At 67.3% G+C, this 26,186-nt stretch carries 26 protein-coding genes and 2 pseudogenes; 20 read left to right on the plus strand and 8 right to left on the minus strand.

Annotated features, from left to right (window positions below; all coding sequences use genetic code 11):
- The first annotated feature begins 137 nt into the window (after nt 1-137).
- The 7 genes from ACIQ7Q_RS27660 to ACIQ7Q_RS27690 all read left to right on the plus strand — a co-directional run bounded on the left by ACIQ7Q_RS27660 (nt 138) and on the right by ACIQ7Q_RS27690 (nt 7,388).
- The gene (locus tag ACIQ7Q_RS27660) at nt 138-1,163 is read left to right on the plus strand and encodes a permease (protein ID WP_403867753.1); all 1,026 of its coding nucleotides are present in this window, start codon (nt 138-140) and stop codon (nt 1,161-1,163) included.
- Nucleotides 1,160-1,921: a TIGR03943 family putative permease subunit gene (locus tag ACIQ7Q_RS27665; RefSeq protein ID WP_403867639.1), complete on the plus strand. Its 762-nt coding sequence runs from the start codon at nt 1,160-1,162 to the stop codon at nt 1,919-1,921. Before ACIQ7Q_RS27660 ends, ACIQ7Q_RS27665 begins: the two co-directional genes overlap by 4 nt.
- 113 nt (nt 1,922-2,034) lie before the next feature.
- Nucleotides 2,035-2,964, plus strand: a complete 930-nt coding sequence (locus tag ACIQ7Q_RS27670; protein ID WP_403867641.1) for a metal ABC transporter solute-binding protein, Zn/Mn family — start codon at nt 2,035-2,037, stop codon at nt 2,962-2,964.
- Between the two features lie 23 nt (nt 2,965-2,987).
- On the plus strand, nt 2,988-3,872 hold the full coding sequence (locus ACIQ7Q_RS27675) for a metal ABC transporter ATP-binding protein (protein WP_403867644.1): 885 nt from the start codon (nt 2,988-2,990) through the stop codon (nt 3,870-3,872).
- A complete protein-coding gene (locus tag ACIQ7Q_RS27680) occupies nt 3,869-4,789 on the plus strand; it encodes a metal ABC transporter permease (RefSeq protein ID WP_403867647.1) in 921 nt (306 codons plus the stop codon). The genes ACIQ7Q_RS27675 and ACIQ7Q_RS27680 overlap by 4 nt, the downstream gene beginning before the upstream one ends.
- A 101-nt stretch (nt 4,790-4,890) precedes the next feature.
- The gene (locus ACIQ7Q_RS27685; RefSeq protein ID WP_403867650.1) at nt 4,891-5,202 is read left to right on the plus strand and encodes a DUF1490 family protein; all 312 of its coding nucleotides are present in this window, start codon (nt 4,891-4,893) and stop codon (nt 5,200-5,202) included.
- Between the two features lie 2 nt (nt 5,203-5,204).
- Complete coding sequence (locus ACIQ7Q_RS27690) at nt 5,205-7,388, plus strand: heavy metal translocating P-type ATPase (RefSeq protein ID WP_403867653.1); 2,184 nt, start codon at nt 5,205-5,207, stop codon at nt 7,386-7,388.
- A gap of 179 nt (nt 7,389-7,567) precedes the next feature.
- On the opposite strand, the gene ACIQ7Q_RS27695 is transcribed toward ACIQ7Q_RS27690, so the two are convergent.
- Nucleotides 7,568-8,461 carry a kinase gene (locus ACIQ7Q_RS27695; RefSeq protein WP_403867656.1) on the minus strand — a complete coding sequence of 298 codons (894 nt, stop codon included), beginning with the start codon at nt 8,459-8,461 and terminating at the stop codon, nt 7,568-7,570.
- A gap of 260 nt (nt 8,462-8,721) precedes the next feature.
- Between ACIQ7Q_RS27695 and ACIQ7Q_RS27700 the strand changes: the two genes are divergently transcribed.
- The 8 genes from ACIQ7Q_RS27700 (at nt 8,722) to ACIQ7Q_RS27735 (ending at nt 15,874) form a co-directional block, all read left to right on the plus strand.
- Nucleotides 8,722-8,880: a hypothetical protein gene (locus ACIQ7Q_RS27700; protein ID WP_403867658.1), complete on the plus strand. Its 159-nt coding sequence runs from the start codon at nt 8,722-8,724 to the stop codon at nt 8,878-8,880.
- A 13-nt stretch (nt 8,881-8,893) separates the two neighbouring features.
- Complete coding sequence (locus ACIQ7Q_RS27705) at nt 8,894-9,910, plus strand: pyridoxal-phosphate dependent enzyme (protein ID WP_403867661.1); 1,017 nt, start codon at nt 8,894-8,896, stop codon at nt 9,908-9,910.
- Between the two features lie 60 nt (nt 9,911-9,970).
- On the plus strand, nt 9,971-10,816 hold the full coding sequence (locus ACIQ7Q_RS27710) for a Rossmann-like domain-containing protein (RefSeq protein WP_403867664.1): 846 nt from the start codon (nt 9,971-9,973) through the stop codon (nt 10,814-10,816).
- Complete coding sequence (locus ACIQ7Q_RS27715) at nt 10,813-12,099, plus strand: MFS transporter (RefSeq protein WP_403867667.1); 1,287 nt, start codon at nt 10,813-10,815, stop codon at nt 12,097-12,099. The genes ACIQ7Q_RS27710 and ACIQ7Q_RS27715 overlap by 4 nt, the downstream gene beginning before the upstream one ends.
- Before the next feature lie 228 nt (nt 12,100-12,327).
- Complete coding sequence (locus tag ACIQ7Q_RS27720) at nt 12,328-13,347, plus strand: FecCD family ABC transporter permease (RefSeq protein ID WP_403867756.1); 1,020 nt, start codon at nt 12,328-12,330, stop codon at nt 13,345-13,347.
- Nucleotide 13,348: 1 nt separating this feature from the next.
- Nucleotides 13,349-14,122 (plus strand): ABC transporter ATP-binding protein, encoded by a 774-nt coding sequence (locus ACIQ7Q_RS27725; RefSeq protein WP_403867671.1) that lies wholly within the window; start codon nt 13,349-13,351, stop codon nt 14,120-14,122.
- Between the two features lie 16 nt (nt 14,123-14,138).
- A complete protein-coding gene (locus ACIQ7Q_RS27730; RefSeq protein ID WP_403867674.1) occupies nt 14,139-15,149 on the plus strand; it encodes an ABC transporter substrate-binding protein in 1,011 nt (336 codons plus the stop codon).
- A gap of 266 nt (nt 15,150-15,415) precedes the next feature.
- Complete coding sequence (locus ACIQ7Q_RS27735; protein ID WP_403867677.1) at nt 15,416-15,874, plus strand: MarR family winged helix-turn-helix transcriptional regulator; 459 nt, start codon at nt 15,416-15,418, stop codon at nt 15,872-15,874.
- Between the two features lie 19 nt (nt 15,875-15,893).
- Here ACIQ7Q_RS27735 and ACIQ7Q_RS27740 read toward each other — a convergent pair.
- The 7 genes and pseudogenes from ACIQ7Q_RS27740 to ACIQ7Q_RS27770 form a co-directional block, all read right to left on the minus strand.
- A pseudogene (locus ACIQ7Q_RS27740) lies at nt 15,894-16,281 on the minus strand (transposase); the annotation flags it as partial.
- Between the two features lie 13 nt (nt 16,282-16,294).
- Entirely contained in the window at nt 16,295-16,699 is a 405-nt protein-coding gene (locus ACIQ7Q_RS27745) for a hypothetical protein (RefSeq protein ID WP_403867680.1), read from the minus strand.
- Between the two features lie 15 nt (nt 16,700-16,714).
- Nucleotides 16,715-16,930 (minus strand): hypothetical protein, encoded by a 216-nt coding sequence (locus ACIQ7Q_RS27750; protein ID WP_403867683.1) that lies wholly within the window; start codon nt 16,928-16,930, stop codon nt 16,715-16,717.
- A 322-nt stretch (nt 16,931-17,252) separates the two neighbouring features.
- Nucleotides 17,253-17,414: a hypothetical protein gene (locus tag ACIQ7Q_RS27755; RefSeq protein ID WP_383862624.1), complete on the minus strand. Its 162-nt coding sequence runs from the start codon at nt 17,412-17,414 to the stop codon at nt 17,253-17,255.
- Nucleotides 17,415-17,509: 95 nt separating this feature from the next.
- The gene (locus tag ACIQ7Q_RS27760; RefSeq protein ID WP_403867686.1) at nt 17,510-18,118 is read right to left on the minus strand and encodes a transposase; all 609 of its coding nucleotides are present in this window, start codon (nt 18,116-18,118) and stop codon (nt 17,510-17,512) included.
- Nucleotides 18,057-18,413, minus strand: a pseudogene (locus tag ACIQ7Q_RS27765) (transposase); the annotation flags it as partial. The gene ACIQ7Q_RS27760 and the pseudogene ACIQ7Q_RS27765, both read right to left, overlap by 62 nt.
- A 286-nt stretch (nt 18,414-18,699) precedes the next feature.
- Complete coding sequence (locus tag ACIQ7Q_RS27770) at nt 18,700-20,484, minus strand: sigma-54-dependent Fis family transcriptional regulator (protein ID WP_403867688.1); 1,785 nt, start codon at nt 20,482-20,484, stop codon at nt 18,700-18,702.
- 177 nt (nt 20,485-20,661) lie between these two features.
- Here ACIQ7Q_RS27770 and ACIQ7Q_RS27775 point away from each other — a divergent pair, with 177 nt between their 5' ends.
- The 5 genes from ACIQ7Q_RS27775 (at nt 20,662) to ACIQ7Q_RS27795 (ending at nt 26,185) form a co-directional block, all read left to right on the plus strand.
- Nucleotides 20,662-21,687 carry an NAD(P)-dependent alcohol dehydrogenase gene (locus ACIQ7Q_RS27775; RefSeq protein ID WP_403867691.1) on the plus strand — a complete coding sequence of 342 codons (1,026 nt, stop codon included), beginning with the start codon at nt 20,662-20,664 and terminating at the stop codon, nt 21,685-21,687.
- Nucleotides 21,688-21,706: 19 nt separating this feature from the next.
- On the plus strand, nt 21,707-23,302 hold the full coding sequence (locus ACIQ7Q_RS27780) for an ABC transporter substrate-binding protein (protein WP_403867694.1): 1,596 nt from the start codon (nt 21,707-21,709) through the stop codon (nt 23,300-23,302).
- 77 nt (nt 23,303-23,379) lie between these two features.
- Nucleotides 23,380-24,258, plus strand: a complete 879-nt coding sequence (locus tag ACIQ7Q_RS27785; RefSeq protein ID WP_403867696.1) for a carbohydrate ABC transporter permease — start codon at nt 23,380-23,382, stop codon at nt 24,256-24,258.
- A 32-nt stretch (nt 24,259-24,290) separates the two neighbouring features.
- A complete protein-coding gene (locus tag ACIQ7Q_RS27790; protein WP_403867698.1) occupies nt 24,291-25,100 on the plus strand; it encodes a carbohydrate ABC transporter permease in 810 nt (269 codons plus the stop codon).
- The gene (locus ACIQ7Q_RS27795) at nt 25,097-26,185 is read left to right on the plus strand and encodes an ABC transporter ATP-binding protein (RefSeq protein ID WP_403867701.1); all 1,089 of its coding nucleotides are present in this window, start codon (nt 25,097-25,099) and stop codon (nt 26,183-26,185) included. Before ACIQ7Q_RS27790 ends, ACIQ7Q_RS27795 begins: the two co-directional genes overlap by 4 nt.
- The last annotated feature ends 1 nt before the right edge of the window (nt 26,186 follow it).

Consider the following 26,186-nt stretch of genomic DNA (forward strand, 5'->3'; position numbering starts at 1 on the left):
TGATGTCGGCTCGGCCATGTGTACGGCGGCGACGAACGGCAGTCGATCCTCCGGGCACGTGGACACTCCGGCTATCGTGATGCGTCCTTCGGACGACCGGAGCTGATGTGAACGAACCGGATGGATCGCTGAACGATCTGCAGGTCGAGCGGGTCGACATTCCCGGGCGGTCCGGGACACACGCCGCCGTGGATCGCCCTGCTGTCCCGGCGTCTGTCCTCGCCGCAGGCGCGGCCTCGTTGCTGGCTCTGTGCGGGCTCGCCTGGGCCGCAGGAGCGGCGGATTGGCTGACTCACCCCGGATTCCGTGCATGGCAGACGATCTGCGTGGCCATCACCGTTCAGGCCCTTCCCTTCCTCATCCTGGGCACGCTGATCTCCGGGGCGGTCAACGCCTTCGTACCCGCGCATGTATTCAGTAGGGCGCTGCCGCGCAACCCCGTTCTCGCAGTGCCGGTGGCGAGCGCGGCCGGGATCGTGCTTCCGGGCTGCGAGTGCGCCTCGGTGCCCGTGGCCGGGAGTCTGATCCGGCGGGGTGTGACACCGGCCGCCGCTTTTGCGTTCCTCCTGTCCGCGCCCGCCGTCAACCCGATTGTGCTGGCCTCCACCGCCGTTGCCTTCCCGGGCCGCCCCGAGATGGTTGCCGCGCGGCTCATCGCCTCACTTGCCGCCTCCGCGGCGATGGGCTGGCTGTGGCTGAGGCTCGGGCGCTCGGAGTGGCTGCGGATGCCGGCCCGGCACACCGGCCACCAGCACGGGCACAGCCGTTGGGAGGAGTTCCGGCTCGGCTTCCAACACGACTTCCTGCACGCCGGAGGATTCCTCGTACTCGGCGCCATGGCCGCGGGCGCATTCAATGTCACCGTGCCACGGTCGTGGCTGGACACCTTTGCCGGATCGCCGTGGATGTCGGTGCTGTTCCTGGCCGTACTCGCGATCGTCCTGGCCGTCTGCTCGGAGGCCGACGCCTTCGTCGCCGCATCGCTGACCGGGTTCTCGCCCACCGCCCGCCTGACGTTCATGGTGGTCGGCCCGATGGTCGACGTGAAACTGATCGCCCTGCAGGCCGGCACGTTCGGCCGGTCCTTCGCCGTCCGGTTCTCCGCGACCACCGCAGTGGTCGCCATCGTGTGCAGTGCATTCGTCGGGTGGTGGCTGCTGTGAGACGAACCTTCCAGCCCCTGTTGCTTCTGCTGACCGGAGCCGGGGTCCTGCGCGTGTCCCTGTTCAGCGACATCAGCCTGCGCTACGTGAAGGAAGGGCTGCAGCCCTTCCTTGTCGCATCCGGGATCGTTCTGTGCGCCCTGGGGCTGATCGGCGCTCGGCGCGACGGGCTGCCCCTGCCCGGACGCTGCCAGGGCAATGACGGACCGCCGGCCGACGCCTCCGTGGAGTCGGCGCACGGGCACGACCACCTCCACGGCCCTCGTATCGCCTGGCTTCTGCTGCCGCCTGCCCTCGCGCTGCTGCTCTTCGCCCCACCGGCCCTCGGCTCCTACACGGCGACACGCGACAACCCGAAGATCGTCGAGGACTACGAGCGCTTCGACCCGCTCCCCGCTCACGGCCCCGCCGCACTCTCCCTCACCGAATTCATCGCGCGGCTGCAACAAGAGGAACAGCAGAGCCTCAAGAACCGCACCGTAGCGCTGCAGGGATTCGTCACACCGCACAGAGACGGCAGTTGGGAGCTGAGCCGGCTCCTGGTCTCCTGCTGCGCGGCCGACTCCCAGTCGCTGACCGTCACCATGCACGGTGTGAAAGCACCGCCACGCGACACCTGGGTGAAAGTGACGGGCACCTGGCACCCGCGCGGCACTCTGGGGACCACCTCCGCCGCCCTGGCGCTCGATGTCGACACCATCCAGACAATCCCCGAGCCGCCCACTCCGTACATCGACAGGGCCCCTGCCCTCGACTGAACGCAGGCGCCGCAGCCCACGTCCGTGGAGCGGCTCCAGGTGGAAGGCGCGATCCATCAGGGCGATAATCGAAGTGATAACGGTTCCGGTTTCACTTGGCTCGGAGGACGCACATGCGCATGTCCTCAGCCCGCGGCACGGCCTTCCTCAGCGGCATCGCGCTGGTCCTGCTCTGCGCCTGCGGCAGCTCTTCGAGCGCCGGCTCGGGCAGCAGCCCGCCAAGCGTGGACGCGACCTCCGCCATCCCGGTCGTCGCCTCGACGAACGTGTACGGGGACATCGTCGAGCAAATCGGCGGTGACAAGGTCAGCGTGCTCTCCATCATCAGCGACCCTGCGCAGGATCCCCACTCGTACGAGGCCAGCACGCGGAACCAGCTCGAGCTGTCCCGGGCGAAGGTTGTCGTCGAGAACGGAGGCGGCTACGACGACTTCGTCGGCAGGATGCTCCACAGCGCCAAGAACTCCTCGGCCGCTGTCATCAACGCCGTGGAGGTCTCAGGAAAGAAACCGGGCGCAGAGCTCAACGAGCACGTCTGGTACGACGTGCCCACGATGGCAAGGCTGGCCGACCGGATCGCGGACACACTGGCCAAGACCGCTCCGGGGGGCGCCGGCACCTTCCAGCAGAACGCCAAGGCGTTCAAGGAGAAACTGACGCTGATCCAGGACAAGGAAGCGCAGATCAGGGCGGACCACGAAGGCGGGGCGGTGGTCGTCACGGAGCCCGTCCCGCTGTATCTGATCGAGGCGAGCGGGCTGCGGAACCTCACGCCCGCGGACTTCAGCGAAGCCGTGGAGGAGGGCGACGAGGTGTCGCCGAGGATCCTCCGGCAGACGCTCGGCCTGCTCACCGACCGGCAGGTCGAAGCACTCGTCTACAACGAGCAGACCTCCAGCCCGCAGACGGAGAAGGTCAAGCAGGCCGCCGAGGACAACGGCATCCCGGTCGTCCCCGTCACCGAGACCCTGCCCCAGGGTGAGGACTACATCGGGTGGATGACCGCCAACGTCGAGGCGCTCAAGCGCGCATTGGACGAGTAGCCGGATGCGGAGTTGGACCAACCATGGACCGCACAGAAGCTGTCTCTCCACTCTTCCACCGACGGCCGGCCACACACGGGAGCGCCGCCCCGGCCGAGCCGGTGATCAGTCTGCGGGGCACTGCTCTGGCCTACGGAGACCGCGTGCTCTGGCGCGATCTGGACCTCGATGTGCGACCCGGGGAGTTCCTCGCGGTGCTGGGTCCGAACGGATCCGGCAAGACCAGCCTGCTGCGGGTGATCCTGGGCCGACTGCAGCTCACCGCCGGCTCCCTCACGGTCCTGGGCCGTGCCCCCCGGCGCGGCAGCAGGCACGTCGGCTACGTCCCTCAGCAGAAAACGTTGCCCGCACACACGATGCTGCGGGCCCGCGACCTGGTTCAGCTCGGACTCGACGGACATCGCTGGGGGCTGTCGCTCGCTCCCGGGACGACCCGCCGCCGGGTCGACGACATTCTTGCCTCTGTCGGGGCGACCCCCTTCGCGAACGTTCCCGTCAGCAGACTTTCCGGCGGTGAGCAGCAACGCCTCCGCATTGCGCAGGCGCTCGCCACCGATCCGCGGATCATGCTCTGCGACGAGCCCCTGCTCTCCCTCGATCTGCAGTACCAGCGCACCGTCACCGACCTGGTGGAAGGACGGCGACGCTCCGCCGACACCGCCGTCGTCTTCGTGACACACGAGATCAACCCTGTCCTGGGGCTGGTGGACCGGGTCCTGTATCTGGCCCAGGGTGGCTTCCGGATCGGGACGCCGGACGAGGTGCTGACGTCGTCCACGCTGTCGCAGCTGTACGGGACGCAGGTCGATGTCGTCCGTATCAGGGGGCGCATCGTCGTCATCGGAGCGCCCGACACCGCCACCGTTCACCACCATGCGGAGAGGCCGAACGGGGGCGGACCGTCGTGATCGGACGTTGGCTGCTCGCCGAGGGGGACGGCACCGGCGTCTGGCAGCAGATCTTCAATTTCGACAACTACGGCGAGCTGCTCGGTCTGGTCCAGAACTCTCTTCTGGCCGGGGCTCTTCTCGGCCTGGTCGGCGGCCTGGTCGGGGTGTTCGTGATCATGCGCGATCTGCCGTTCGCGGTGCACGGCATCAGTGAACTGTCCTTCGCCGGCGGGGCGGCGGCGCTGCTGCTGGGGGTGAACATCGTCGCCGGGTCCATCGTGGGATCCTTGCTGGCGGCGGCAGCGATCGGCGTACTTGGTGTCCGCGCCCGCGACCGTAATTCGATCATCGGCGTGATCATGCCTTTCGGACTGGGACTGGGGGTGCTCTTCCTGTCCCTCTACAAGGGGCGGGCGGCGAACAAGTTCGGGCTCCTGACAGGCCAGATCATCGCCGTCGACACACCGCAGATGTCGTGGCTGATCAGCACCTCCATCGTGGTGCTCATCGTTCTGCTGATCGTCTGGAAGCCGCTGACGTTCGCCGGCGCCGACCCGGAGGTGGCCGAAGCGCGCGGCGTCCCCGTACGCGCGCTTTCGCTGGCGTTCATGCTGGTCCTCGGGTTGGCGGTCGCTCTGTGTGTGCAGATCGTCGGAGCGTTGCTGGTGCTCTCGCTGCTCGTCACTCCCGCGGCGGCCGCCGCGCGGATCACGGCCTCCACGGTCCTGCTTCCCGTACTGAGCGTCGTCTTCGCACTCATCTCGATCGAGGGAGGGATTCTGCTCGCCCTCGGCAGCACGGTCCCCATCAGCCCCTATGTAACGACGATCTCCTTCGTGATCTATCTCGCCTGCCGCCTGGCGACCACGAAACGCGCCAAGCGAACGCCCCGGGTTCTGAACTCCGCATCCGAAGTGGGCGCCATGCGTGTTTGACATGGCCTTGTTCTCCGTCGGACTCGGTTCGCCTCGGCTCGGCACACGGGAGCAGACTGGAAGGGCAGTCCATCGTCCGGCAGGTACGGAAGGATCTCGCCATGCATCCCGTCGCTCTCGCCGGCGCAGCAGCCGGCCGTCTGGCTCACTACGCGATTTCCGGAGTGGTGGGCGGCCTGATCATCCGAGGGGCCTCGAAGCGTCTCCCCGACGGCACATCGGCGGCCCGTAAGGCGGTCGTCGGGGGTATAGCGAGTGGCCTCGTCGCGGGGCGGTGGCTGGCCTCGGCCGCCGAGGAGGCACGACTCAAGGCCGGTGACGTGGTCGCCGAGGCGCGGACCACGCTCGGCGAAGAGGCACCGCCCCCCTCCGCGGTCAGCGTCGAGGACCACGATCACGGACACGAGCACTGATCATGCCCGGCGTGGTCGTACGTTCCGTCGCCGCGGGCCGTGCACGGCTGACCGTTCCATGGGTGCGCGCCCGCCCGGGCAGCGCCGGTCTTGTCGACGAGCGGATGATGGGCATCAGTGGGTTCCGTGCACTGCGGATCTTCCCCCGCACCGGAAGCGTCGTGATCTGGGTGGCGCCGGACCGTCTGGACGTCGACCGTCTGGTTGCCGCGCTTGAAGAAGCCCCGCCGGTGTCGGCGCCTGCCAAACCAACCCGTTCCACACCCGACTCCTCCACCGGTGAGCTCGCACGGCTGGTCGTCGGCGGCGCGGTCCTCGCACTCGTCGCACTGCGCCGCCTGCTGGGTCGCCCACGTTTCGCCTTCGGCTCCTCCGGACTCCTCGGCGCGGTCACGGTTTTCACCGGCCTTCCCTTCTTCCGTGGCACCCTGCGCACGTTGAGGGGCCGCAGTCATCCGGGAACGGACACTCTGGTCACAGCAGCGACGCTCATCTCGCTGCTTCTCCGAGAGAACGTCGTGGCCCTCACCGTGCTGTGGCTGCTGAACATCGGTGAGTTCCTTCAGACCCTGACCCTGCGGCGCACCCGGCGCGCCATCGAGGAACTGCTCACCATCGGCGAGGAGCGCGTTTGGCTCGTACGCGAAGGCGTCGAGGTGGAGGCCGCACTCGAAGACGTCGAGCCTGGTGACATCGTCGCCGTCTACGAACACCACCGGATCCCCGTCGACGGACACGTCATCTCCGGTGAGGCCCTGGTGAACCAGGCCGCGATCACCGGTGAGGCCCTGCCCGTCTATGCCCGGGAAGGCACCCACGTCTACGCCGGGACCATCGTCACCTCCGGCTCGATCAACGTCCGCGCCACCTCGGTGGGCCGGGACACCACCGTGGGCCGGATCATCAGCCGGGTCGAGGAGGCCCAGGCCGACCGGGCGCCGATTCAGACCGTGGCCGCCCGCTTCACCCGGCGCTTCGTCCCCGTCTCGTTCGCCCTGGCCACGCTGACGTACGTGCTCACCCGCGACGCACGCCGCGCCATGACCATGCTCCTCATCGCCTGCCCCTGCGCCGCCGGCCTGGCCACACCGACCGCCATCAGCGCCGCCATCGGCAACGGCGCGCGCCGCGGCACCCTCATCAAGGGAGGCACCCACCTGGAGGGCATCGGCCGCGTGACGGCCGTCGTCTTCGACAAGACCGGCACGCTCACCTTCGGGCGCCCCCTGGTCACCAGTGTCGTGACCCTCAGCAACCGATTCACCGCCGACGAGGTGCTCAGCCTGGCCGCCTCCGGAGAGCTCCACGCGAGGCACCCGCTCGCCCAGGCCATCGTCGCCCGCAGCGAGGAACAGCACCTGCACGTGCCCATTCACCAAGCCTGCGAGGTCGTCCTCGGCATGGGCATGCGCGCCGAACTCGACGGCACCCGCCTACTCGTGGGCAGCCCCGCCCTTCTCCGCCAGCACGGTGTCGAACTGACCGACGAGGCCCAGGGCTGGGTCGAACAGCTCCGAAGAGGCGGCGAAACCGTCATCTGCATCGCCCATGACGACGACCTGATCGGACTGCTCGGAGTCTCCGACGCCGTACGCTCCGGCGCCGCGACCGTCATCCAGCAACTCGGAGATCTCGGCGTCTCCCGACTCATCCTGCTCACCGGTGACGCACCCGAGACCGCACAGGTCGTCGCCGACACCCTCGGCATCACCGAAGTGCACTCCCACGCCCTCCCCGAGGGCAAACTCCAGCTGATCCGCGACCTGCAGGGCGAAGGGCACACCGTCGCCATGGTCGGCGACGGCACCAACGACGCCCCCGCCCTCGCCCTGGCCGACGTCGGCATCAGCATGGGGGAGCACTCCTCGCACGTGGCCCTGGAGACCGCCGACATAGCTCTCGCGGGCAATGATCTGCGTCAGGTCGCCGCCGTCGTCGAACTCAGCCGCCACACCCTGCGCGTCGTACGGCAGAACTACGGTCTCGCCATCGGGGTCAACCTCGTCGGTCTGCTCGTCGGCGCCGGCGGATCCATGAACCCCGTCTTCGCGGCTCTGCTCCACAACACCAGCAGCATCGCGGTCGTCGGCAACTCGGCCCGCCTGGTCAATCACACTCCCCATCTGCCCCGCACGACCGACGAGCAGCTCAAGGCGGCACCTCTCGAAGACCGCAGGGTCCAGTGACGTTGTCAGCGCGTCCTCCCGGTCGGGGTTCCCACCAGCCGGTCCCACCGCGCAATGGAATTCGTCTGTGTCCTCGACGGGCCACAGCAGCATCCTGTGCAGGAGCCCGAGGTGTGATTCCCGGGCTGCTCACGCGCTCGGCGGAATGACCCTGCCTTTCGACCTGCCGTGAGTCCGGATCACGCGGGGGCGGGAAGGCCGGGCCCCGCGTAGAGGGTGTTCGGAAAGCTGAGGGTCCGGTAGACGGACACGTGGCCCGCGAGCTCGGAGCACGCCTGCGCCGCCGCGGTGACGCGGTGGGTGTATGCGGGGTCCTCGGCGTCCACCAGGACTCCGAGGGTCGTACCGCTGTGCCCGACGGCCACTCCCAGCCCACCGACGTCACGGCAGATCTCGCACATGGGCTCCAGGGATCGTTTGTAACGAAGTGCTTGGTTCATCAAGGCGCTTCGGGTGGCGATCCTTCCCACTTCCGCGAGGTCCCTCCGGCCGATGGCGTCGGTGAGGCGGTCCAGCAGGCGTACGTATTCGCGGCGGTCGGCTGCCGTGAACGGCTTGGGGACGCGGTTGAAGTCCACGGTGTCCACCGAGCCGCCCTCGTCGATTCCCACCACCCCCATGGCCGGCAGCGATCCCAGGACCGTTCGCAGTCTCACGGTGCGGTGGTGGAAGGCGACGATCGCCGGATAGAGCACGCCATCGGTGGGTTCGATGCGTGCCAGCAGCCGCTCGATCCGAGAGGCGGGCATCTCGACATCCAGCGCCTGGCCCATAGCTCGCGCGGTGGCGACCAGGTCGGCGGAGGAACTGGCCAGTCCCTTCCCCTCCGGGATGACACTGCTGACGGTCAACGTCCCCCCTGTCGGCTGCGGTGTCTCCTCGAGGATCATGCTTGCCAGTCGGTGGGCCTTCGTCTTCTCGGGCGGCTGGACCAGCAGTTCGCTGGAGTCGGGGTCCTGCCGGAAGGTGGCCATCGTCCACCGGGCGACGGGCAGCGTCACCAGGAAGTCCCCGTCCTTCTCGGGCAGTACGCCCTGCAGCAGTTCGCCGAAGGTCCCGAAGGCGGTCCCCACTCCCGTGCGCGTCGGTCCATGTCGCGGCAGGCGAGGTCGCGGCCCGACCTCCAGGGACAGCTTCACGTAATTCCTCTGCTCTGTGGGCCGGTCGGCGCCTGGATGCATCACCGCACCCAATTGAAAGTGACAATCGTTTCTATCTGAGCGGAGCGTTCCGGGCAAGTCGCGGTTCGCCCGCTAGTCGAACTTGACAATCATTTTCATTTAGTGTGATGCTGCGGCCCGGGTCGTCGGCCCGAGTCCGGGGAGGAGGAGGCGTGAGCGAGCAGGATCGAAGCCGTACTGCCGAGATGCGGGACGTGATCAAGCGCACCATCGAGTCCGGATTCACGCCCCAGGTCATCCACCGGCAGACCCGGGACACGGACAATGTCCAGACCTACCTGTTCACGCTGCTCCGCCTTGCGGCCGCTTGACGGGGAGACAGGAATGTACGAACACATAGCAGAAGCACTCAAGAAGCCCGATCTCATATCCCTGCAACCGGGCTTGGTCTGTCTCCGGTTCGAGACCATGAAGATCTATTCGGCCCTGGGGGCGGTCCGCCACCTCTTGGAGACCGGCGCCGTCAAGCCTGGTGACACACTCATCGACAGTTCGAGCGGCATCTACGCACAGGCATTGGCGCTTGCCTGCCATCGCTACGGAATGAAGTGCCACATCGTGGGGTCCACGACCGTGGACCGGCCCCTTCGCGTGCAGCTGGAGATACTCGGCGTCACGCTGGAGCAGGTCAGGCCCTCGAAGAACCTGCGCCTGGACCAGGAACTCCGGGTGCGGCGCATCGCCGAGATCCTGGAGGCGAACCCGTCGTACCACTGGATGCGGCAGTACCACGACAGCATCCACTACTACGGCTACCGCGACGTCGCCGAAGTGATCGATCAGCAGGTGCCCGCCGGGCCGCTCGCCCTGGTGGGCGGTGTGGGCTCGGGGGCTTCGACGGGCGCCATCGCCACGTATCTGCGCGAGGCGGGCAGAGATGTGTCCCTGGTCGGCGTCCAGCCCTTCGGCAGCGTCACCTTCGGCTCGGAGCATGTCGCCGACCCGGACATGATCATCGCCGGGATCGGCAGCGCCATCGAGTTCAAGAACGTACGGCACGAGCTGTACGACAGGATCCACTGGGTCAACTTCGACTGTGCACTCTCCGGCGCAGTCGAACTCCTGCGGAGCAGCGGAGTCTTCGCCGGCCTGTCGACCGGCGCGGCCTACCTCGCCTCCCAGTGGGAGCGCCGCAGGAACGATTCCCCCACGTACGTCTTCATCGCCGCAGACACGGGCCACCGCTACGTCGAGAGCGCCTATGCCAAGCACGCGGAAGCCCATGACTTCGACACCCTGAAACCGCACGAGATCACAACTCTCGAAGAGCTGAGACACCCGTGGTCGACCACGTCGTGGCCCGACCTCCGGGCTTCGAGTGAGAGCCGAGCACCTCGCTGATTCCGCTTCCGGCGGACCCCATTCCCAAACGGACCGACACCCCCGATGAGAGACACCGAAATGTCACACCCCAAGCCGCAGACAGTCGCGGAACTGACCGAGGCCGTACTGTCCGGCGCGTACGGCCGCGACCCGAAGGACTTGGCTGTCACCAGCGCGTTCTGGCTGTATCACACCACCCGGCTGGCCGGAGGCCCGGTCACCTACCACAACCACTACCTCGTGCTCCGGGTCGGTCAGTCCTTCGGCGCCTCCTCTTTCGAGGCGGGTGAACTCGCCCCGGACTTCTGCGAGAACGCTTCCGGCCACACCCTGGACACGCTGCTGCGCCACGCATCGACCCCCGTTCGTGTCGCCGCCCTCGACGCCTACCTGTCACAGGTGCAGCCGCACCGGGACGCAGTCGAGGCCGAGAGCGTCACGCTGCCCTTGGGGACCCCGGAAATCCGTGCCCGTGCCCGGGATGCCTCCATCGCCGGTCTGCTCGACATCGAGCCGGGGGCCAAGGTGGCGCTCATCGGTGTGGTCAACCCTCTCGTCGCGGCGATACGCGAGCGGGGCGGCGTCTGTCTGCCCTGCGACCTGAACCTGCGCACCACCCAGTGGGGCGAGCAGGTGAGCGACGACATGACCGAAGTGCTGAAGGAGGCCGACGCCGTCGTGGCCACGGGCATGACCCTGAGCAACGGCACCTTCGACCTCATCCTCCAGCACTGCCGGGAGCAGGGCGTACCGCTCATCGTCTACGCACAGACCGGCAGCGCCGTTGCTCGAGCGTTCCTGCCCGCCGGAGTGACCGCCCTGAATGCCGAGCCGTTCCCCTTCTCGCAGTTCAGCGCCGACCCCACACTCATGTACCGCTACCGCGCCGACCAGTTCCTGAGCGCGAACGGGGAGGGGGCGTGAGCATCGACGCCAAGGAGCCGGCGGTGGATCGCGAGGCTCCGGAGGCCGAGGAGCCGCTGCCGGGCGACCTGCGGATGGCCCGTGCCCTCTGGCCGGTCCTGCTGGCCTCGGCGGTCGGTCTGCTGCCGTTCACCATCTTCAGCACCTACCTGGTGCCGATCGCGGAGGAAGCCGGGAGCAGCGTCGCCGCGATGGGCGGACTCCGCGGACTGGGCGGTCTCGCCGCCCTGTTGGTCGGCACCGCTCTCGCACCGTTCATCGACCGAGTACGCAAGGACTGGGCGGCCGTGGGCGGACTGGTGGCCCTCGGGGCCTCCGCGGCCCTGGGCGCGAGCGGGGACTTCATCCTCCTCGCCGTCTTCTGCCTGCTGGTGGGTGCCAGTACCTCCGTGCTCAATCCGGCCCTCACCGCGGCGGCCGCCGACCGCTTCGGCACGGGCAAGGCGGCCGGCCGGGCGGCGACCCTGGTCACCGCGGTGCAGTCGATGACCGCGATGCTTGCCGCGCCGGTCGTGGCCCTCCCGGCGCTGTTGTGGGGCTGGCAGGGAGACCTCGTCGCGGTGTCGGTGGGCTCGCTTCTCCTGGCGGTGGTCTTCTGTGCAAGGGCCAGACGCAAGGACTCCGACGAGGCCGGGAACACGCAACGCCTGAGCTACCTCGCGTCGTTCAAGGCCCTGGGCGCGATTCGCGGTGCGGTGCCCCTGCTCCTCATCTCCCTGCTGCGCACAGCGGTGTTCATGGGCTACCTCGCCTACCTGGCCGCCTACTACGACGACCGCTTCCAACTCGCCCCCGGCCTCTTCGCCCTCGTCTGGACACTGAGTGGCGCGTCGTTCTTCGTGAGCAACCTCCTCACCGGGCGGCTCACCAACGCCGACCGGCCCCGGATCAGCACCGAACGCCTGCTGGCAATCGGCCTGTTCGCTGCGCTCGCCTCGGTCGTGGGCTTCTACTTCACGCACTGGCTCCCGCTCGCACTCGCGCTGACATCGCTGCACGCCGCCAGTCACGCCGTCGTGGCCGCTTGCGCCGTCAGCCTCCTCGTCCGGCGTTGCGACTCGCTGCGCGGCTCGGCACTGAGCCTCAATGCCGCGGGCCAGAGCTTCGGAGTCTTCGTCGGCGCGGCCCTTGGCGGCGCCGGCCTCGGTCTCGCCGGCTACCCGGGCATCGCTGCCGTCTTCGGTGCCCTCGTCGTCGCCGCACTGGGAGCCGCCGTCCTGGTGCTGCGTGCGGGCCATGAGGAACCCGAGGACGAGGCGAACGACGCGCAGGCCTCCGCGTAAGGGCATGGCCTCGTGCCGTCCGCCCCGGCCCGGGGCGGACGGCACGAGGAGGCGTGCCATGCGCTGGTGAATATGGTTCCGATTATCGAAAGCAAAGGGGTCGGCTCAATGCCTCCGCCCGCGATCTCCACACCGCCGGTTGGTACCGGTGCGGCCGGGCCGGCCGAGATGACACCGTCCGAACCTGCTGGGGGAGTGAAGGACCGGCTCGCCTCCCGAAAGGGCCTGGTGGTCACCTGCGCCGCACTGATCACCCTCCTCCTCGTCTCCGTCGTCGTCGCCATCGGTCTGGGCTCCGCCGTGATCCCACCGGGGGAGACCGCGCGGTATCTGTGGGCGGCTCTCAGCGGCGGACGCATCGAATCAGGTGAGATCACGACGTACCAGATCATCTGGCAGATCCGCACGCCGCGGGTGCTGCTGGCGGCGCTCGTGGGGGCCGGCCTGAGCGCGGTCGGCGTTGCCATTCAGGCCATGGTGCGCAACGCACTCGCCGACCCCTTCGTCCTCGGTGTCTCGTCGGGTGCGTCTGTCGGCGCTGTCGGTGTCACGGTCACCGGGGGACTGGCGGCGCTCGGCATCTACGCGGTCTCCGCCGGCGCGTTCATCGGCGCGCTGGTCGCCTCGTTCCTGGTGTACGTCGCCTCATCCAGCCGGGGCGCGCTCTCACCGCTGCGTCTCGTGCTGACGGGCGTGGCCATGTCGCTCGGCTTCCAGGCGGTGATGAGCCTCATCATCTACTTCGCGCCGGACAGCGAGGCGACCAGCATGGTCCTGTACTGGACGATGGGCAGCTTCGGCGCTGCGACCTGGGGCGCGCTGCCCGTCGTGTCCGTGGTCGTGGTGCTGGGACTGGCCGCCCTGTACGGATACGGGCGGGCTCTCGACGTGCTGGCCCTCGGGGACGAGACCGCCGCCAGCCTCGGCATCAGCCCTGACCGGCACCGCAAGGGCCTGCTCGTGCTCGTCTCGCTCGTCACCGGCGTCATGGTCGCCGTCAGCGGCGCCATTGCGTTCGTCGGACTGGTCATGCCCCACGTGGTCCGCATGGTCGTCGGCGCCACCCACGCCCGTGTGCTCGTCGTGGCACCACTGGTCGGCGCGATCTTCATGGTCTGGGTCGACCTGGTATCCCGAACGCTGGTGGCCCCGCGCGAGCTGCCTCTCGGCGTCATCACCGCACTTGTCGGCGTGCCCGTCTTCATCGCCCTGATGCGCCGCAAGGGCTATACGTTCGGAGGCCGTTGAGATGGACCTGAAGCTTGACGAACTCTCCGTGATGACCGACGGCAAGAGTCTCGTACGCGGCCTGTCCCTGGAAGTGGGGAACGGCCAGGTGGTTGGCCTGGTCGGTCCGAACGGAAGCGGCAAGTCCACTGCCCTTCGATGCGTGTACCGAGCACTGCGCCCCAGCTCCGGCACCATCTGGGTGGGCGAGGACGACCTGACCCGTCTGACCATGCGCCGCAGCGCCCAGACCATTGCGGCCATGACCCAGGACGGCTCAGTCGACCTCGACTTCACGGTCGAGGAGGTCATCGCGCTGGGACGTGCACCTCACCTCCACGGCAACCAGGCGCTCAGCAGCCGCGAGCGGGCACTGTGTGAGCGGACGATGGACCAGCTCGACGTCAGGCACCTCGCCCGCCGGGGCGTCCTGACGCTGTCCGGCGGGGAACGTCAGCGCGTCCTGCTGGCCCGCGCGCTCGTCCAGGAGCCGAAGATCCTCGTGCTGGACGAGCCGACCAATCACCTTGATGTCCGGCACCAGGTGGAACTGCTCTCCCTCCTGCGCGGCTCGGGCCTCACCGTCCTCGTCGTCCTGCACGACCTCAACCTCGCCGCGGCCGCCTGCGACCGCCTCGGCGTGCTCTCCCAAGGCCGCCTGGTGACCGCCGGCACGCCCGAGGAAGTCCTCACCATGGAACTGGTCGACGACGTCTTCGGCGTCAAGGCGAGCATCGTTTCCCACCCGCTGACAGGTGGCCCCCAACTGCTGTACTCGCTCAACCCCTCCCTGTGAAAGGCAACTCCACGTCATGCGTACAACCCGACCCCTCGGCTCGGTGCGGCAACGGGCCGCCCTCGGATCCGCGCTCGCAGCGACGCTGCTGCTCAGCGGCTGCGGCGCCGAGGTCGAACCGGACGCCAGGGCAACCGACAAGGTCACCGTCAAGCGCTGCGGTGAACCGGTCCAGTACACGGTCCCGAAGCGGGCTGTCGCCTACGAGGGCGGCAGCGCGGACAAGCTCTTCAGCCTGGGTCTGACCGAGCACGTGCACGGTTATGTGATGCCGCCCGCGAACCCGCCGGTGAGCGAGTCACCGTGGGCATCCGAGTACGCCAAGGTGAAGATGCTCAGCGACGACCTCCTCAACAAGGAACTCGTCGTCGAGGCCAAGTCGGACTTTGTCGTCGCGGGCTGGAATTCCGGCTTCAAGGACGAGCGGGGCATCACGCCGGCGATCCTGGACAAGCTCGGTATCCAGAGCTTCATGCACACCGAGAGCTGCTTCAACTACCCCAAGTACCCCGAGAAGGTCACCCCCTTCGAAGCTCTCTACACCGACCTCGAACGCCTCGGCAAGATCTTCCGGGTGGAGCAGAAGGCCGATGAAGTCGTGGACGGGCTGAAGAAGCGGGTGGACGCGGTCAAGGCCAAGGCGCCGAAGGGCGACCCGGTGCCGGTCTTCCTCTACGACTCGGGCACCGACCAGCCGTTCACCGCCGGCAACCAGGTGCCGCCCAACGACATCATCAAGACGGCCGGCGGCAGGAACATCTTCGACGGCCTCGACCAGCGCTGGACCCAGGTCAACTGGGAATCCGTCGCCAAAGCCGAGCCCGAAGTCGTCGTCATCCTCGACTACGGTGACCTGCCTGCCGCGAAGAAGATCGACTTCCTGAAGAAGTCCCCCCACACCAAGGAACTGCCTGCCGTGAAGAAGAACAACTTCTTCATCCTCGACTACAACGAGGGCATCAGCGGGCCGCGCAACATCGACGGCCTGGAGAAGTTCGCCACGTATCTGCGCAAACTCGAAGGCTGAGCCTGCTGTATCCGCTCCGGGTCGGACCCGACCAAACAGCCCTGCGAAACTCTCATCAGCTACCGGCGCCTCAGCGGCCGAGCCGGCCGGCTGGCGGAGCAGGAGTCGAGAAAGCCTAGTACTACAGCCGGTGGTTTCACGGTGAGTGAGTAGAGAGTAGGCGATCTCTCGGACGAGTCGACCGGTACGTCCTTGACCTCAAGTCCAGTTGAGTTTTTACGGTCGATCTCGTCGAACCGACTCAGACGACGGCAGGGATCCCGGCCATGGAGTACTCGCACAGCGACACCGACCTGATCAAGCAGCCCATCGGCTACTGGAGTTGGGCGGCCTATAAGGCCGTCATCGCCCGCACCCGGGCCGCCCTCGCCGGGATCGGCACCACCCAACCGCAGTGGTGGGCTCTCGCGCAGGTGGCAAGCGCCGACACCGTCAAGACCCGTGACGAAGTGTCCCGCCTTCTTCGGAACTACCTCGACGTCGGCCCGGAAACCATGGAGTCGGAGATCGATACGATCATCGCCCAGGGCTGGCTCACCGAGGATGCCGAGGGACGCCTGTACATCACGGCTGAGGGCAGGGCGTTCTACGACAAGGCCGCGGCCCTTCAGGACGAGCTCTGGGCGGAACGGCACGCGGGTATCTCCGACGAGGAGTACCTGACCACCCTCAAGGTGTTGCAGCGGTTCATCCACAACACGGGCGGGCGGGCTTGGCACCACTAGGGCCTGTGTGATGTCCCGATCAATCAGTTGGCTTCAGCAGGTCGTTGAATCCAGATCATCGAGGCGCGGAGGTGGAGGCCTGCGAGGTAGCTCTCGGGCGTCTTGTCGTATCGAGTCGCGATGCCCCGCCAGGCCTTCAGCTTGTTGATCAGGCGCTCAACGGTGTTCCGCTCCTTGTAAAGACCGGCGTCGTGGCGGGTGGGCCGACCGCCCCGGCTGCCCTTCTTCTTCCGGTTGACAGCCTGGTCCTTCTTCTCCGGGATGACTGCCTTGATGTTGCGTTTCCGCAGGTAAGAGCGGTTGGCGCGGGATGAGTAGGCCTTGTCCGCGGCGACAGCGTCAGGCCGGGGCCGGGGACGGCCGACAGGCAGACGGATCCGCACCCTCTGCAGCACGGGGACGAACTGTCACACCGGCCCCCTAGGGGCGGCGCCTACGCCACAATGGCCAGCGCTTGGCGGGGGCTGCCGGGCGCCGAGGCGTGCCGTCGCGAACACCGGGCTGTGCCGTAACCAGTGCACCGTCCGGCATGGGTGGTTCGGGGGACGGACTCGCAGGACCCGGCAGGGGCGTGCGGTCGATGGGTGCGCCTTGCAACCCTCGGCCCGCCTCCTGGTTGTCGAGGTAGAAGGTGATGAGGTGCGCGAACTGCGGCATCTGTTGCCGAAGTCGGCCGGCCACCTCAGGTTCCAGTATCTCGCTGTTGAGGGCGATCCTGCCGTCGTCACGCAGCGCCGCACACAGCATCTGACCATCCGGTGTGCGGTGGTATCGCTTCTTGGCACGGAACTTGGCCTCCCGCAGCGCCCAGTCCTGGGCGCTCATCCCTCGCTTCGTCGTTCATCGCCGATCGTCGGCGATCTGCTGCTCATGCAGCACCCACGCCCGCACCCGCACTGCGGCGGCGTACTCCTCCTCGGTGAGGCGGGCACCGCCTTCCCACGGCTTGGGCAACGCCTCCAACTGGGCTATCTGATGCAGGTAATGACGCTGCAGTGACACGTCTCGGCGGGCGCCGGCGGCGTAGGCGTACTGCTGCAGAGAGTCGACGTTCATCGTGAAGTCCGCCCGCAGCATGCTCGCCCAGTTGATGTTCCCGCCGTCACTGACTATGAATTGCCCTCCGTCAGGCCCAGTCGTGCCGGGCATCTCGACAGCCACTCGGCGTCGTCACCCCACGAGGATGGATGCCCATGATGATGCTTGCTCTCGGGCAGCGGCACCAGAGGGCGACGCGGCCCCTGCCGGGGCTCCCCAGAGGTGGGCCCGCACCAAGCAGACTCGGCTGCGCCGTGGACGGATCCGCTGCCTGAGCTCGCCGCCTGGCCCCTCGATTGATCACGACGTCGCACAGGCCCTAGTGTCACGGCCGGTGGTTTCACGGTGAGTGAGTTCGTGCAGCTCGGGCACGGTAGTGGCTGGTCCGGGCCAGGATCTGGTGGCGGGTGCGCCAGCGGTGCCAGTGCATGGCCAGCCAGGTCCGAGCGGCGCGGGCGGGGGCGAGGACGATCCGGTCGTACAGGCGGCGGATCTCGTTCACGGTCGGAGGCCGGGTGCCGGCGGCTGGCGGGGTATTAGCCGGCTCCGGACGGCGACCATGAAGGCCATGGCGAGCATGCACACGGTGGTGTGCCGTTACCAGGAACACCACTTGCGCACCTCGTGCTCGTCCAGCCCCACCTGTCCCTTGGCCACCTGGAACGACTCCTCCACCATCCAGCGCTGCCCGGCGGCCGTCACCAGCGCGGCCAGGGTGGCGCCGGGGTCGGTGTGGCACAGGAAGTAGGAGATCTCGCGCACGAGCTGGCCGGTCTTCCTGTCCTTCTTGTTGAGCACGGTGGAGCGGCGGATCAGCAGGTGGCGCTCCCGTCCTTGGACGGTGGGTGCGAGGTGGACGGTGGCCCAGTCATAGTCGCGAGGGCCTTTGGCGCCATCGGCGCACGAGCGGCGCTCGAACGCTTCCTCGGGCACGAGGGCGTACAGCTCGCGGGCCTGGCGGGTGCGCTCGTCCGGCGAGGGAAACACCTCGTCCTTGGGCACCGCGAGCACGTAGCGCACCCGGCGCTCTTCCAGCCAGGCGCGCAGCGCGCGGCACTGCCCGTACGCCTCGTCGGCCAGGAAGTAGGTTGAAGGGCACGTCGGCTTCCAGCGCGCGCTCCAGCATGCGCCGGGCCAGCTCCGGCTTGGTCGCCACCGCGGTGGCCCTCTCGGGCGGAATGCCCTGCTCGGCACAGCGACGCTCATGCTCGGCGGTGGTGCCGGCCCAGTGCCTGCCGAGGTAGAGTTCGCGGTCGATCAGGGTGCGTCCCCGGCTGGAGCCGTAGGAGAGGTGGACGCTGACCTGGGCGTTCTCGATCCTGCCGGCCGTGCCGGTGTACTGGCGGGCCACACCGACGCTCTTGGTGCCCTTCTTGATATCGCCGGTCTCATCCGCAATCAGGACCGCGTCGTCGGCGGCCAGGGCGGCGACCGCGACGCCGCGCACCCGGTCACGCAGTTCGTCGGCGTCCCAGGCCGCCTTGGCAAGGAAGCCCTGCAGCCGGTCGGGGTTGGGGTGCCCCGGCCGCCTCCGCCAGCTGCCACATGTTCTTGCGCGGCACCTCGCTCAGCAGCCCGCGCACCATAGTCCGCAGGTTCGCCCGCGAGGCTGGACGCGCGAACACATCGTCCACCGAGGCGCACAGCGCCTCCAACTCCCCATCCAACGAACGGATCTCGCACTCGTTCAGCTCTCCCGTCTGCACCACGCCCAGCGTCAGCATCAGTCCCACGAACGGAGCAACGAGGCACCCCCCGTCACGTCACGTGAACAACCGGCTGTAGTCCTAGGTGAGGCTCGAGGGGACGATCCCGTAGCGGCGCATCTTGCGGTACATGGTGGCGCGGGAGATGCCGAGGTCCTGTGCGGTGCGCTGGACGTTGGAGTTGCGGTCCATGAGTCCACGCAGAATGGCATCCCGTTCCAGCGCTTCGATGGCGGTCAGGACCTTGCGGGACGACACCCGGCATTCCGGCGGGAGATCGTCCATGTGGATGATCCCGCCGATCAGGCGCCGTGCGAGGCCGCGGATCACCGACTCCAGCTGCCGGACATTCTCCGGCCAGGGGCAGCGCTCCAGCATCGCCAGCGCGTCAGGGGAGCAGCTGCTCTCTCCGCTCGGCCGGTATTTGAGCAGGAAGAAACGGATCAGGTGCTCGATGTCGCCATAGCGATGACGCAGGGGCGGCACCTCCACCGAGGCGCCGCACAGACGGTCGAGCTCGTCGTCGGTCGTGACCATGGACGGTTGGCTGGTCATGATCAGTTGCCCGGTGGCAGCCCCTGCGGGGCGCGTCAGGAGGCTCGTCAGCTGCCGGCGCAGCTGATCGCCGAGCAGATGGACATCGCGCAGTACGACCACGGTCGACGGCGTGGCCAGCAGCTCGCGGACATCCCGCAGCCAGTGCTCGGTGGCGTGCGGCGACTCCGACAACGGCGCTTCCACCATCTCGAGCCGGCGCCCGGCACTGTGGGCTCGGTGGACGGCATGGACCAGCGTCCGCTTGCCGGCACCGGCTTCGCCCACGAGATGGAGCCAGGAACCGGCGGCGAACGCCGTCTCGGTTTCGGCGACCGCGCGGAGCCATTGCGGAGAGGAGCCCACCAGCCCCAGGCCCGATCGTTGGGGGCCGGCGGAAAGGACGGGTCCTGGCTGGGGACGTCCGATGATCCGGACTCGGAAGACGGCGCCCGCGTCGCTGTCCTCGCGCCGGCATCGGCTGACCCGGAGTTCGGCGACTCGTCCGGAAGGGAGGGCGATACTCCGTGTCCCTTCGAACCGGGCGTCGGCGGCGATCTCCCGTGCGTGGTCGAGCAGCGCGTAGTGATCCGGCCCTGTCACGGCTGATCTCAACTGCTCGTTCATCATGACGACTTCACGGTTGAGGGCCAGCACAGGTCCCGGGCGCACCGAGGAGCACGCGTCCATGTAGGCCTGGAACAGGGCCCGCTCCCGCCGCGAACTGATGGCGGCGATCTCTCCCTCGATCTGACCCGCGACGGAGCGGGCCAGGGCCATGAGCATCCCGGCGGAGCCCTGACGGACCGTGGTCAGGTTGAAGGCCCCCAGCAGCGTGCGCCGGACGGGATGCAGGATCGGCACGGCGGCGCAGTGGAAGTCCCGCAGTTCCTCGACGTAGTGCTGGCTCCCGGCAATCATGACCGGACGGCCGCTGGCGAGCGCGGTCCCGATGCCGTTGGTGCCCACGTAGCGCTCGGCGAACACATGGCCCGGGGCCAGTTGCACTCGGTTGAGCTGTGTCGTCAGACCCTCGTGGGAAAGCTTGCGGGACAGCACCACGCCGTCCCGGTCCGTGATCATCGTGGACACCGGGTCGTCGGCGAGCTGCTCGTGCAGTCTGTCCACGATCGGCAGCGCCGCCCTCGCGAGCGGGCAGTCCAGATTGGCATTCTCGAGGTACGGAGCATTGATGCTGCCCGACTTCACCTCGTACTCGATCGAGCGCTGCCACGAAGCGACCACGAGCGGACGGGCGCTCGGATCCTTGGTGACTTCCAGATACAGCTCTCTGGCCGCAATCAGCGAGCTGCCAGGCTGGCGTCGGGGCATTTAACACTTCCGTATCGCGCGTCATCCCTCGATGAACTGATTGGAACAGCTCGATGACGCCGCGCCTATGTCGTGTATCACATTGAGACATCCGCGGACCGTTTCTGAGACATCGGCCTACGAGCAGCGGCCTGTGTAATCGGCGCACCGTCCACCCGCCGATTCGCAGGGAGCGCCATGAAAGCCGTGCAGGTCATCGAGTACGACGAGCCGCCAGTGCTCGTGGATGTGCCGGATCCGCAGCTCACCGGTCCGCTGGACGTGATCGTGAAGGTAGGAGGTGCGGGGGTGTGCCGCACCGATCTTCACATTCTCGAAGGACAGTGGGCCGCCAAGAGCGGGGTCGTCCTGCCGTACACCATCGGCCATGAGAACGCCGGCTGGGTGCAGGAGGTGGGGCAGGCCGTCACCAACGTCAAGGTTGGCGACCCGGTCATCCTGCACCCTCTCGTGACCTGCGGCCTGTGCCGGGCCTGCCGGGCCGGTGACGACGTTCATTGCATGAGCTCGGGCTTCCCGGGGATCGACGCCGACGGGGGCTACGCCGAGTACCTGAAGACCACCGCCCGCTCGGTCGTGGCACTCGACTCGTCCCTCGAGCCGGCCTCGGTGGCGGCTCTGGCCGATGCCGGACTCACGGCGTACCACGCCGTTGCCAAGGCGGCCCGGATCATGCGACCGGGTGACCGCGCTGTGGTGATCGGCGCCGGAGGCCTCGGGCACATCGGTATCCAGGTGCTCCGGGCTCTGTCTCCGGTCGAGATCATCGTGATCGACCGGAGCGCGGATGCCCTCGCACTCGCCAAGGAGCTGGGGGCCGATCACACGCTGGTCGCCGACGGCAGTGAGACCGAGCGAGTACGGGAACTCACCGGAGGGCACGGGGCGGAAGCGGTCCTGGACTTCGTCGGTGAGGGCGGTGCCGTGGAGGCGGGGGTGGCCTGCCTCCGCCGTAACGGCAACTACTACGTGATCGGTTACGGCGGTCGGCTCGACGTTCCGACGATCGATGTCATCTCCACAGAGATCAACTTCATCGGAAACCTCGTTGGGTCCTACAACGACCTTTCCGAGCTGATGGTGCTGGCAGCCCGGGGCAAGGTCGGTCTGCACACCCAGCGCTACCCCCTGGCGTCCTTCCAGGAAGCCCTCGACGACTTGTCCGCCGGTGCCGTACGCGGCAGAGCGATCTTGATCCCCTGACAGTCGAAGGAGCACTCCCATGCGCAGCAGTTCGTACAAGAGCGTGGTCGCCGCGGCGATCGTCGTGGCTCTCAGCGCCACCGCCTGCACCGGTCAGGGACCTGTCGAGAACAAGCCGGACAAGCCGGCGCTGTTCAAGCCGGGTTCGGAGATCAGCTACAGCAAGTACAGCAAGAGCTATCCCAAGACGAAGGTCAGGGACGTCCCGGGTCCGTGCAGCTACGAGTCGATCAGTCGCAAGGACTACTCCGGGCAGACGCTGAAGATCATCAGCCACGCCATTCCCGTCATCGGCGAGCCGACCCAGCTGCATGCCGAGCAGTTCGAGGAGATCACCGGGGCGAAGGTGGAGGTGATCAACGTCCCCTTCGGAGAGCTGCACCAGAAGATCCTCACACCCTTGCAAGCAGGCCAGCCGGCGTACGACGTCATGTTCTATCCCTCCTTGTGGATCGGCGACATGGCCCCCTATCTGGCCCCGGTGCCGAAGAAGTATCTGGACACTCCCGGCATGAAGGACGTCACCAAGGCCTACATGGACGTGTCGACCTGGGACGGGAAGGTCGTGCAGTACCCCGTTGACGGTGACAGGCACTACCTCAAGGTGCGGACAGACGTTCTCGAGGACCCGAAGCGGCAGGCGGCGTACAAGGCGGCCACGGGCAAGGACCTCCGGACTCCGACGACATGGGCCGAATACCAGGAGATCGCCGCCTTCTTCAGCGGCAAGGACGTCGACGGTGACGGCAAGCCGAACTTCGGCAGTGCCGAGGTGACGAAGCGCGACGACCTGACATTCTCGGCGTTCATCAGCCGTTCGGCACCGTACGTCAAGCACCCGGACGTCAAGGGTGGCCTCTTCTTCGACCTCGAGACCATGAAGTCGCTGATCAACACGCCCGGTTTCGTACGCGCCCTCGAGGACATGGTGAAGGCCGAGTCGACCTGGGCACCGGGCGGCAAGAACTTCGGTCTGGGGGACGAAATCCTCTCGTTCGGCGGTGGCCAGAGCCTGATGTCCTATTCGTGGGACGACGCCTTCATCCAGGCCCAGCAGCCGGACGGGACGATCCGCAACAAGATCCGGGCGGCCCAGTTGCCGGGATCCGACGAGGTCTACAACCGCACCACGAAGTCGTGGGACAAGAAGCCCAACCAGGCTCCCTACTTCACCTGGGGCTGGACCTCGGCGGTGGCCAAGGCCGCGCGGAACCAGAACATGGCCTTCGACTATCTGTGCTTCTTCAGCAACGAGGCCAACACCGCTCTCGACCTGACCATCGGCCGTTTCGGCGTCAACCCCTACCGCAACGCGCACTTCGACGCGAAATTCTGGGAGCAGCAGGGCTGGGACAAGGACGTCGCCGAGTCGTACGTCCGGACACTCTCCGGCATGGAGTCGAGTACCAACCGCGTCTTCGACCTGCGCGTACCGGGGGTCAACGGGTACATGTCGGCACTGGCCAACGGCGTCGCCGCAGCCCTCGCCGGGCAGAAGGCTCCGCAGCGCGCGCTGGACGACGTGGCCGCGGAGTGGGACAGGATCACCGAACAGGTCGGCAAGGACAAGGTCCGAAGCGCCTATCGACACGTGGTCGCACTCGAGGACAACTGACCTGATCGCAGCACGCCCCCGTGGCCGGCCGAGTCGGTCGGCCACCGGGGGTCCTGCCCACTTCCGCAAGGACAACCATGGAAGCTCTGCGCCGGCACAAGAGCATGTTCCTCCTCCCAGGACTGCTCACGCTCGCACTCATCATCATCTTTCCGCTTCTGTTCACCGTTCGTGTCAGCTTCTCCGGCTGGAACGTGAGCAACCCTCAGCTGGACTTCATTGGAGGGGCCAACTACACGACGATGCTGCACGACAGCCGGTTCTGGGCGTCGATCATGCGCCTGGTCCTGCTGGCCGGCGGCACAGTGCTGATCCAGTACCTGATCGGGTTCGGGATGGCCCTGCTCGTCTGGCGTGAGGCACGCGGCCGTCGTCTGTGGCGGGTGCTGTTCCTCGTCCCCATGATGACCACTCCCGTGGTGATGGCCGCCATCTGGCAGATGATCTTCCACGAGTCGCTGGGCCCGGTGAACGATCTGCTCGGGATGCTCGGCCTGACCAAGGTTCCCTGGCTCACCGAGTCCGTTCCGGCGCTGATCGCGCTGATGACCGTCGAGGTCTGGCAGTGGACCCCGTTCATGTTCCTGCTGCTGCTGGCCGGCCTGTTGAGCCTCCCCAAGGAACCGTTCATGGCCGCAGCCATCGACGGGGCGGACGCTTGGCGCACCTTCCGGAAGGTGACCTTCCCACTCATGGCGCCGGTGTCGGTCGCGGCAATCATCATCCGGCTGATCGAGGCGTCCAAGCTCTCCGACAGCGTCTATGTGCTGACCTCCGGGGGGCCGGGCTCCTCCACGGAGACGCCGGGCTACTACCTCTACATCCAGGGGCTCAGGGATCAGCAGACCGGGTACAGCGGGGCGATGTCCCTGACCTATCTGGTCCTGATGATCGTCACGCTCACGGTCGTCGCCGCCTTGCTCGCCAGGGCCTTCAAGCTGAAGGGGGACTCATGAGGTCGCGCCTTTATCCCGTATTCAAGTACATTGTGATCGCACTCTGGGCCTGCTTCGTCGCGGGACCGTTCTTCTGGGCCATGACGACCAGTTTCAAGGACGTCAACGGTGTCCAGGGCGGCGCCACTTACCTCCCCTGGCTGCAGTACGAACCCACCGTCGTCGGGTGGCGCAACATCTTCGGCGGAGCCGGGGGTGTCGATGTGATCCAGCCCTTCTTCAACAGCGCCGTCGTCACCGTCGCCGCCTCGGCGATCAGCCTTGTCCTCGGGTCCCTGGCCGCCTACGCGTTGTCCCGATACCGCTTCAAGTTCGGCTTCATCAAGAACAGCGACATCGTCTTCTTCTTCGTGTCACAGCGGATCATGCCGCCCGTCGTCCTGGTGATCCCGTTCTTCTACCTGCTGCAGTGGACGGGCCTGCTGGACACCATCCTGGGCCTGGTCATCGTCACGGTTGCCCTGCTGCTGCCGATCGCGGTCTGGGTGATGGTCGACTTCTTCAACGGCATTCCGCGTGAGATCGACGAGATGGCCATGCTCGACGGCTGCGGCCCGTTCCAGACCTTCGTGCGTGCGATCCTGCCGAACTCCCTCCCCGGGCTGACGGTGGCCGCGATGTTCTGTGCGGTGTTCGGCTGGAACGACTTCTTCTTCGCCTTCAGGCTGACCTTCACCGAGGTGCAGACCCTGCCCCAGGCTGTCGTCGCCCTCAACTCGTCCATCCCGCCCTGGTGGACCCTGTCCGCCGCCGCCCTCTTCGGTGTGGCGCCGCTGATCCTCCTCGCGCTCTGGGTCGAGCGCTATCTGTCCAAGGGAAACCTCTCGGGAGCGGTCCGATGAACCTGCATGCTACTGATCTGTGCCTGACCGTCGACGGCGTCGACCATCTCAAGGCGGTGACCGCGACCTTTCTGCCGGGACGTCTCCACACCGTCATCGGCCGGACGATGGCGGGAAAGACGACCCTGCTGCGGGTGCTGGCCGGCCTGCAGGGGGTGGATTCCGGCGCACTGACCAGGGAAGGAGCCGACTTCCTGAAGACGCCGGTCTGGCGACGTGACACCGCCATGGTCTACCAGCAGTTCATCAACTACCCGCATCTCAACGTCTTCGACAACGTCGCCTTCCCGCTCAAGCGGGCGGGACTGTCGCGAGACGAGATCCAGCGACGTGTCACCAACAGCCTGGCACGCGTCGGCCTGGCCGACTTCGAGCGGCGCAAGCCGTCCCAGCTCTCCGGTGGCCAGCAGCAGCGGGTTGCGCTGGCTCGCGCCCTTGCCCGCGGCACGGGCATCCTCCTGCTCGACGAGCCGCTGGCGAACCTGGACTACAAGTTGCGTGAACAGTTGCGCGACGAGTTCAGAACCCTCTTCTCGGACCAGGGCGACACGGTGGTCATCTACACAACCACCGAACCCGCCGAGGCGATGATGCTCGGTGACGTGGTGCTGGTCATGCACGAGGGGCAGATCCTCCAGATCGGTCCTCCGCAGGAGGTCTTCGAGCGCCCGGCGACGACCACGGTGGCGTCCATCATCAATGACCCGCCCATGAACATCTTCACGGGACGCATCGAGAACGGGCAGGTCACGGTGGCCGGCTTCCAGGCGACCCACGTGTCCGCGCATCTCGCCGACCTGCCCGACGGGGTCTACCAGTTCGGCCTGTGCGCGACGGACATCAGCCTGGCGTCCGCCGGTGTCGAGGGCGAGGTCACCTTCGTCGAGATCTCCGGGTCGGAGACGTTCGTCCACGCGGCCGTCGGCGAGACCCCGTTCGTCATACAGATCGAGGGCATTCATGACGTCGCTCTCGGTGACCTGGTGAAACTGCGACTGCGTCCTGAGCGTTTGTTCGCCTTCGACGAGGAGGGAACGCTCGTGCGTACGCCTTCATACGATCTCGCTTCAGTGGAAGGGCGTTGAT

This window comes from Streptomyces sp. NPDC096176 (genome assembly GCF_044763255.1).
Taxonomy (GTDB): domain Bacteria; phylum Actinomycetota; class Actinomycetes; order Streptomycetales; family Streptomycetaceae; genus Streptomyces.

Excerpts from the sequence above, each read along its gene's own strand:
- ACIQ7Q_RS27675 (WP_403867644.1), top strand. The coding sequence starts at position 2,988 with ATGGACCGCACAGAAGCTGTCTCTCCACTCTTCCACCGACGGCCGGCC.
- ACIQ7Q_RS27710 (WP_403867664.1), top strand. The coding sequence starts at position 9,971 with ATGTCACACCCCAAGCCGCAGACAGTCGCGGAACTGACCGAGGCCGTA.
- ACIQ7Q_RS27725 (WP_403867671.1), top strand. The coding sequence starts at position 13,349 with ATGGACCTGAAGCTTGACGAACTCTCCGTGATGACCGACGGCAAGAGT.
- ACIQ7Q_RS27730 (WP_403867674.1), top strand. The coding sequence starts at position 14,139 with ATGCGTACAACCCGACCCCTCGGCTCGGTGCGGCAACGGGCCGCCCTC.
- ACIQ7Q_RS27685 (WP_403867650.1), top strand. The coding sequence starts at position 4,891 with ATGCATCCCGTCGCTCTCGCCGGCGCAGCAGCCGGCCGTCTGGCTCAC.
- ACIQ7Q_RS27775 (WP_403867691.1), top strand. The coding sequence starts at position 20,662 with ATGAAAGCCGTGCAGGTCATCGAGTACGACGAGCCGCCAGTGCTCGTG.
- ACIQ7Q_RS27780 (WP_403867694.1), top strand. The coding sequence starts at position 21,707 with ATGCGCAGCAGTTCGTACAAGAGCGTGGTCGCCGCGGCGATCGTCGTG.
- ACIQ7Q_RS27770 (WP_403867688.1), bottom strand. The coding sequence starts at position 20,484 with ATGCCCCGACGCCAGCCTGGCAGCTCGCTGATTGCGGCCAGAGAGCTG.
- ACIQ7Q_RS27735 (WP_403867677.1), top strand. The coding sequence starts at position 15,416 with ATGGAGTACTCGCACAGCGACACCGACCTGATCAAGCAGCCCATCGGC.
- ACIQ7Q_RS27690 (WP_403867653.1), top strand. The coding sequence starts at position 5,205 with ATGCCCGGCGTGGTCGTACGTTCCGTCGCCGCGGGCCGTGCACGGCTG.
- ACIQ7Q_RS27750 (WP_403867683.1), bottom strand. The coding sequence starts at position 16,930 with ATGAACGTCGACTCTCTGCAGCAGTACGCCTACGCCGCCGGCGCCCGC.
- ACIQ7Q_RS27785 (WP_403867696.1), top strand. The coding sequence starts at position 23,380 with ATGGAAGCTCTGCGCCGGCACAAGAGCATGTTCCTCCTCCCAGGACTG.
- ACIQ7Q_RS27705 (WP_403867661.1), top strand. The coding sequence starts at position 8,894 with ATGTACGAACACATAGCAGAAGCACTCAAGAAGCCCGATCTCATATCC.
- ACIQ7Q_RS27670 (WP_403867641.1), top strand. The coding sequence starts at position 2,035 with ATGCGCATGTCCTCAGCCCGCGGCACGGCCTTCCTCAGCGGCATCGCG.
- ACIQ7Q_RS27745 (WP_403867680.1), bottom strand. The coding sequence starts at position 16,699 with ATGAGCGCCCAGGACTGGGCGCTGCGGGAGGCCAAGTTCCGTGCCAAG.
- ACIQ7Q_RS27795 (WP_403867701.1), top strand. The coding sequence starts at position 25,097 with ATGAACCTGCATGCTACTGATCTGTGCCTGACCGTCGACGGCGTCGAC.
- ACIQ7Q_RS27760 (WP_403867686.1), bottom strand. The coding sequence starts at position 18,118 with ATGAGCGTCGCTGTGCCGAGCAGGGCATTCCGCCCGAGAGGGCCACCG.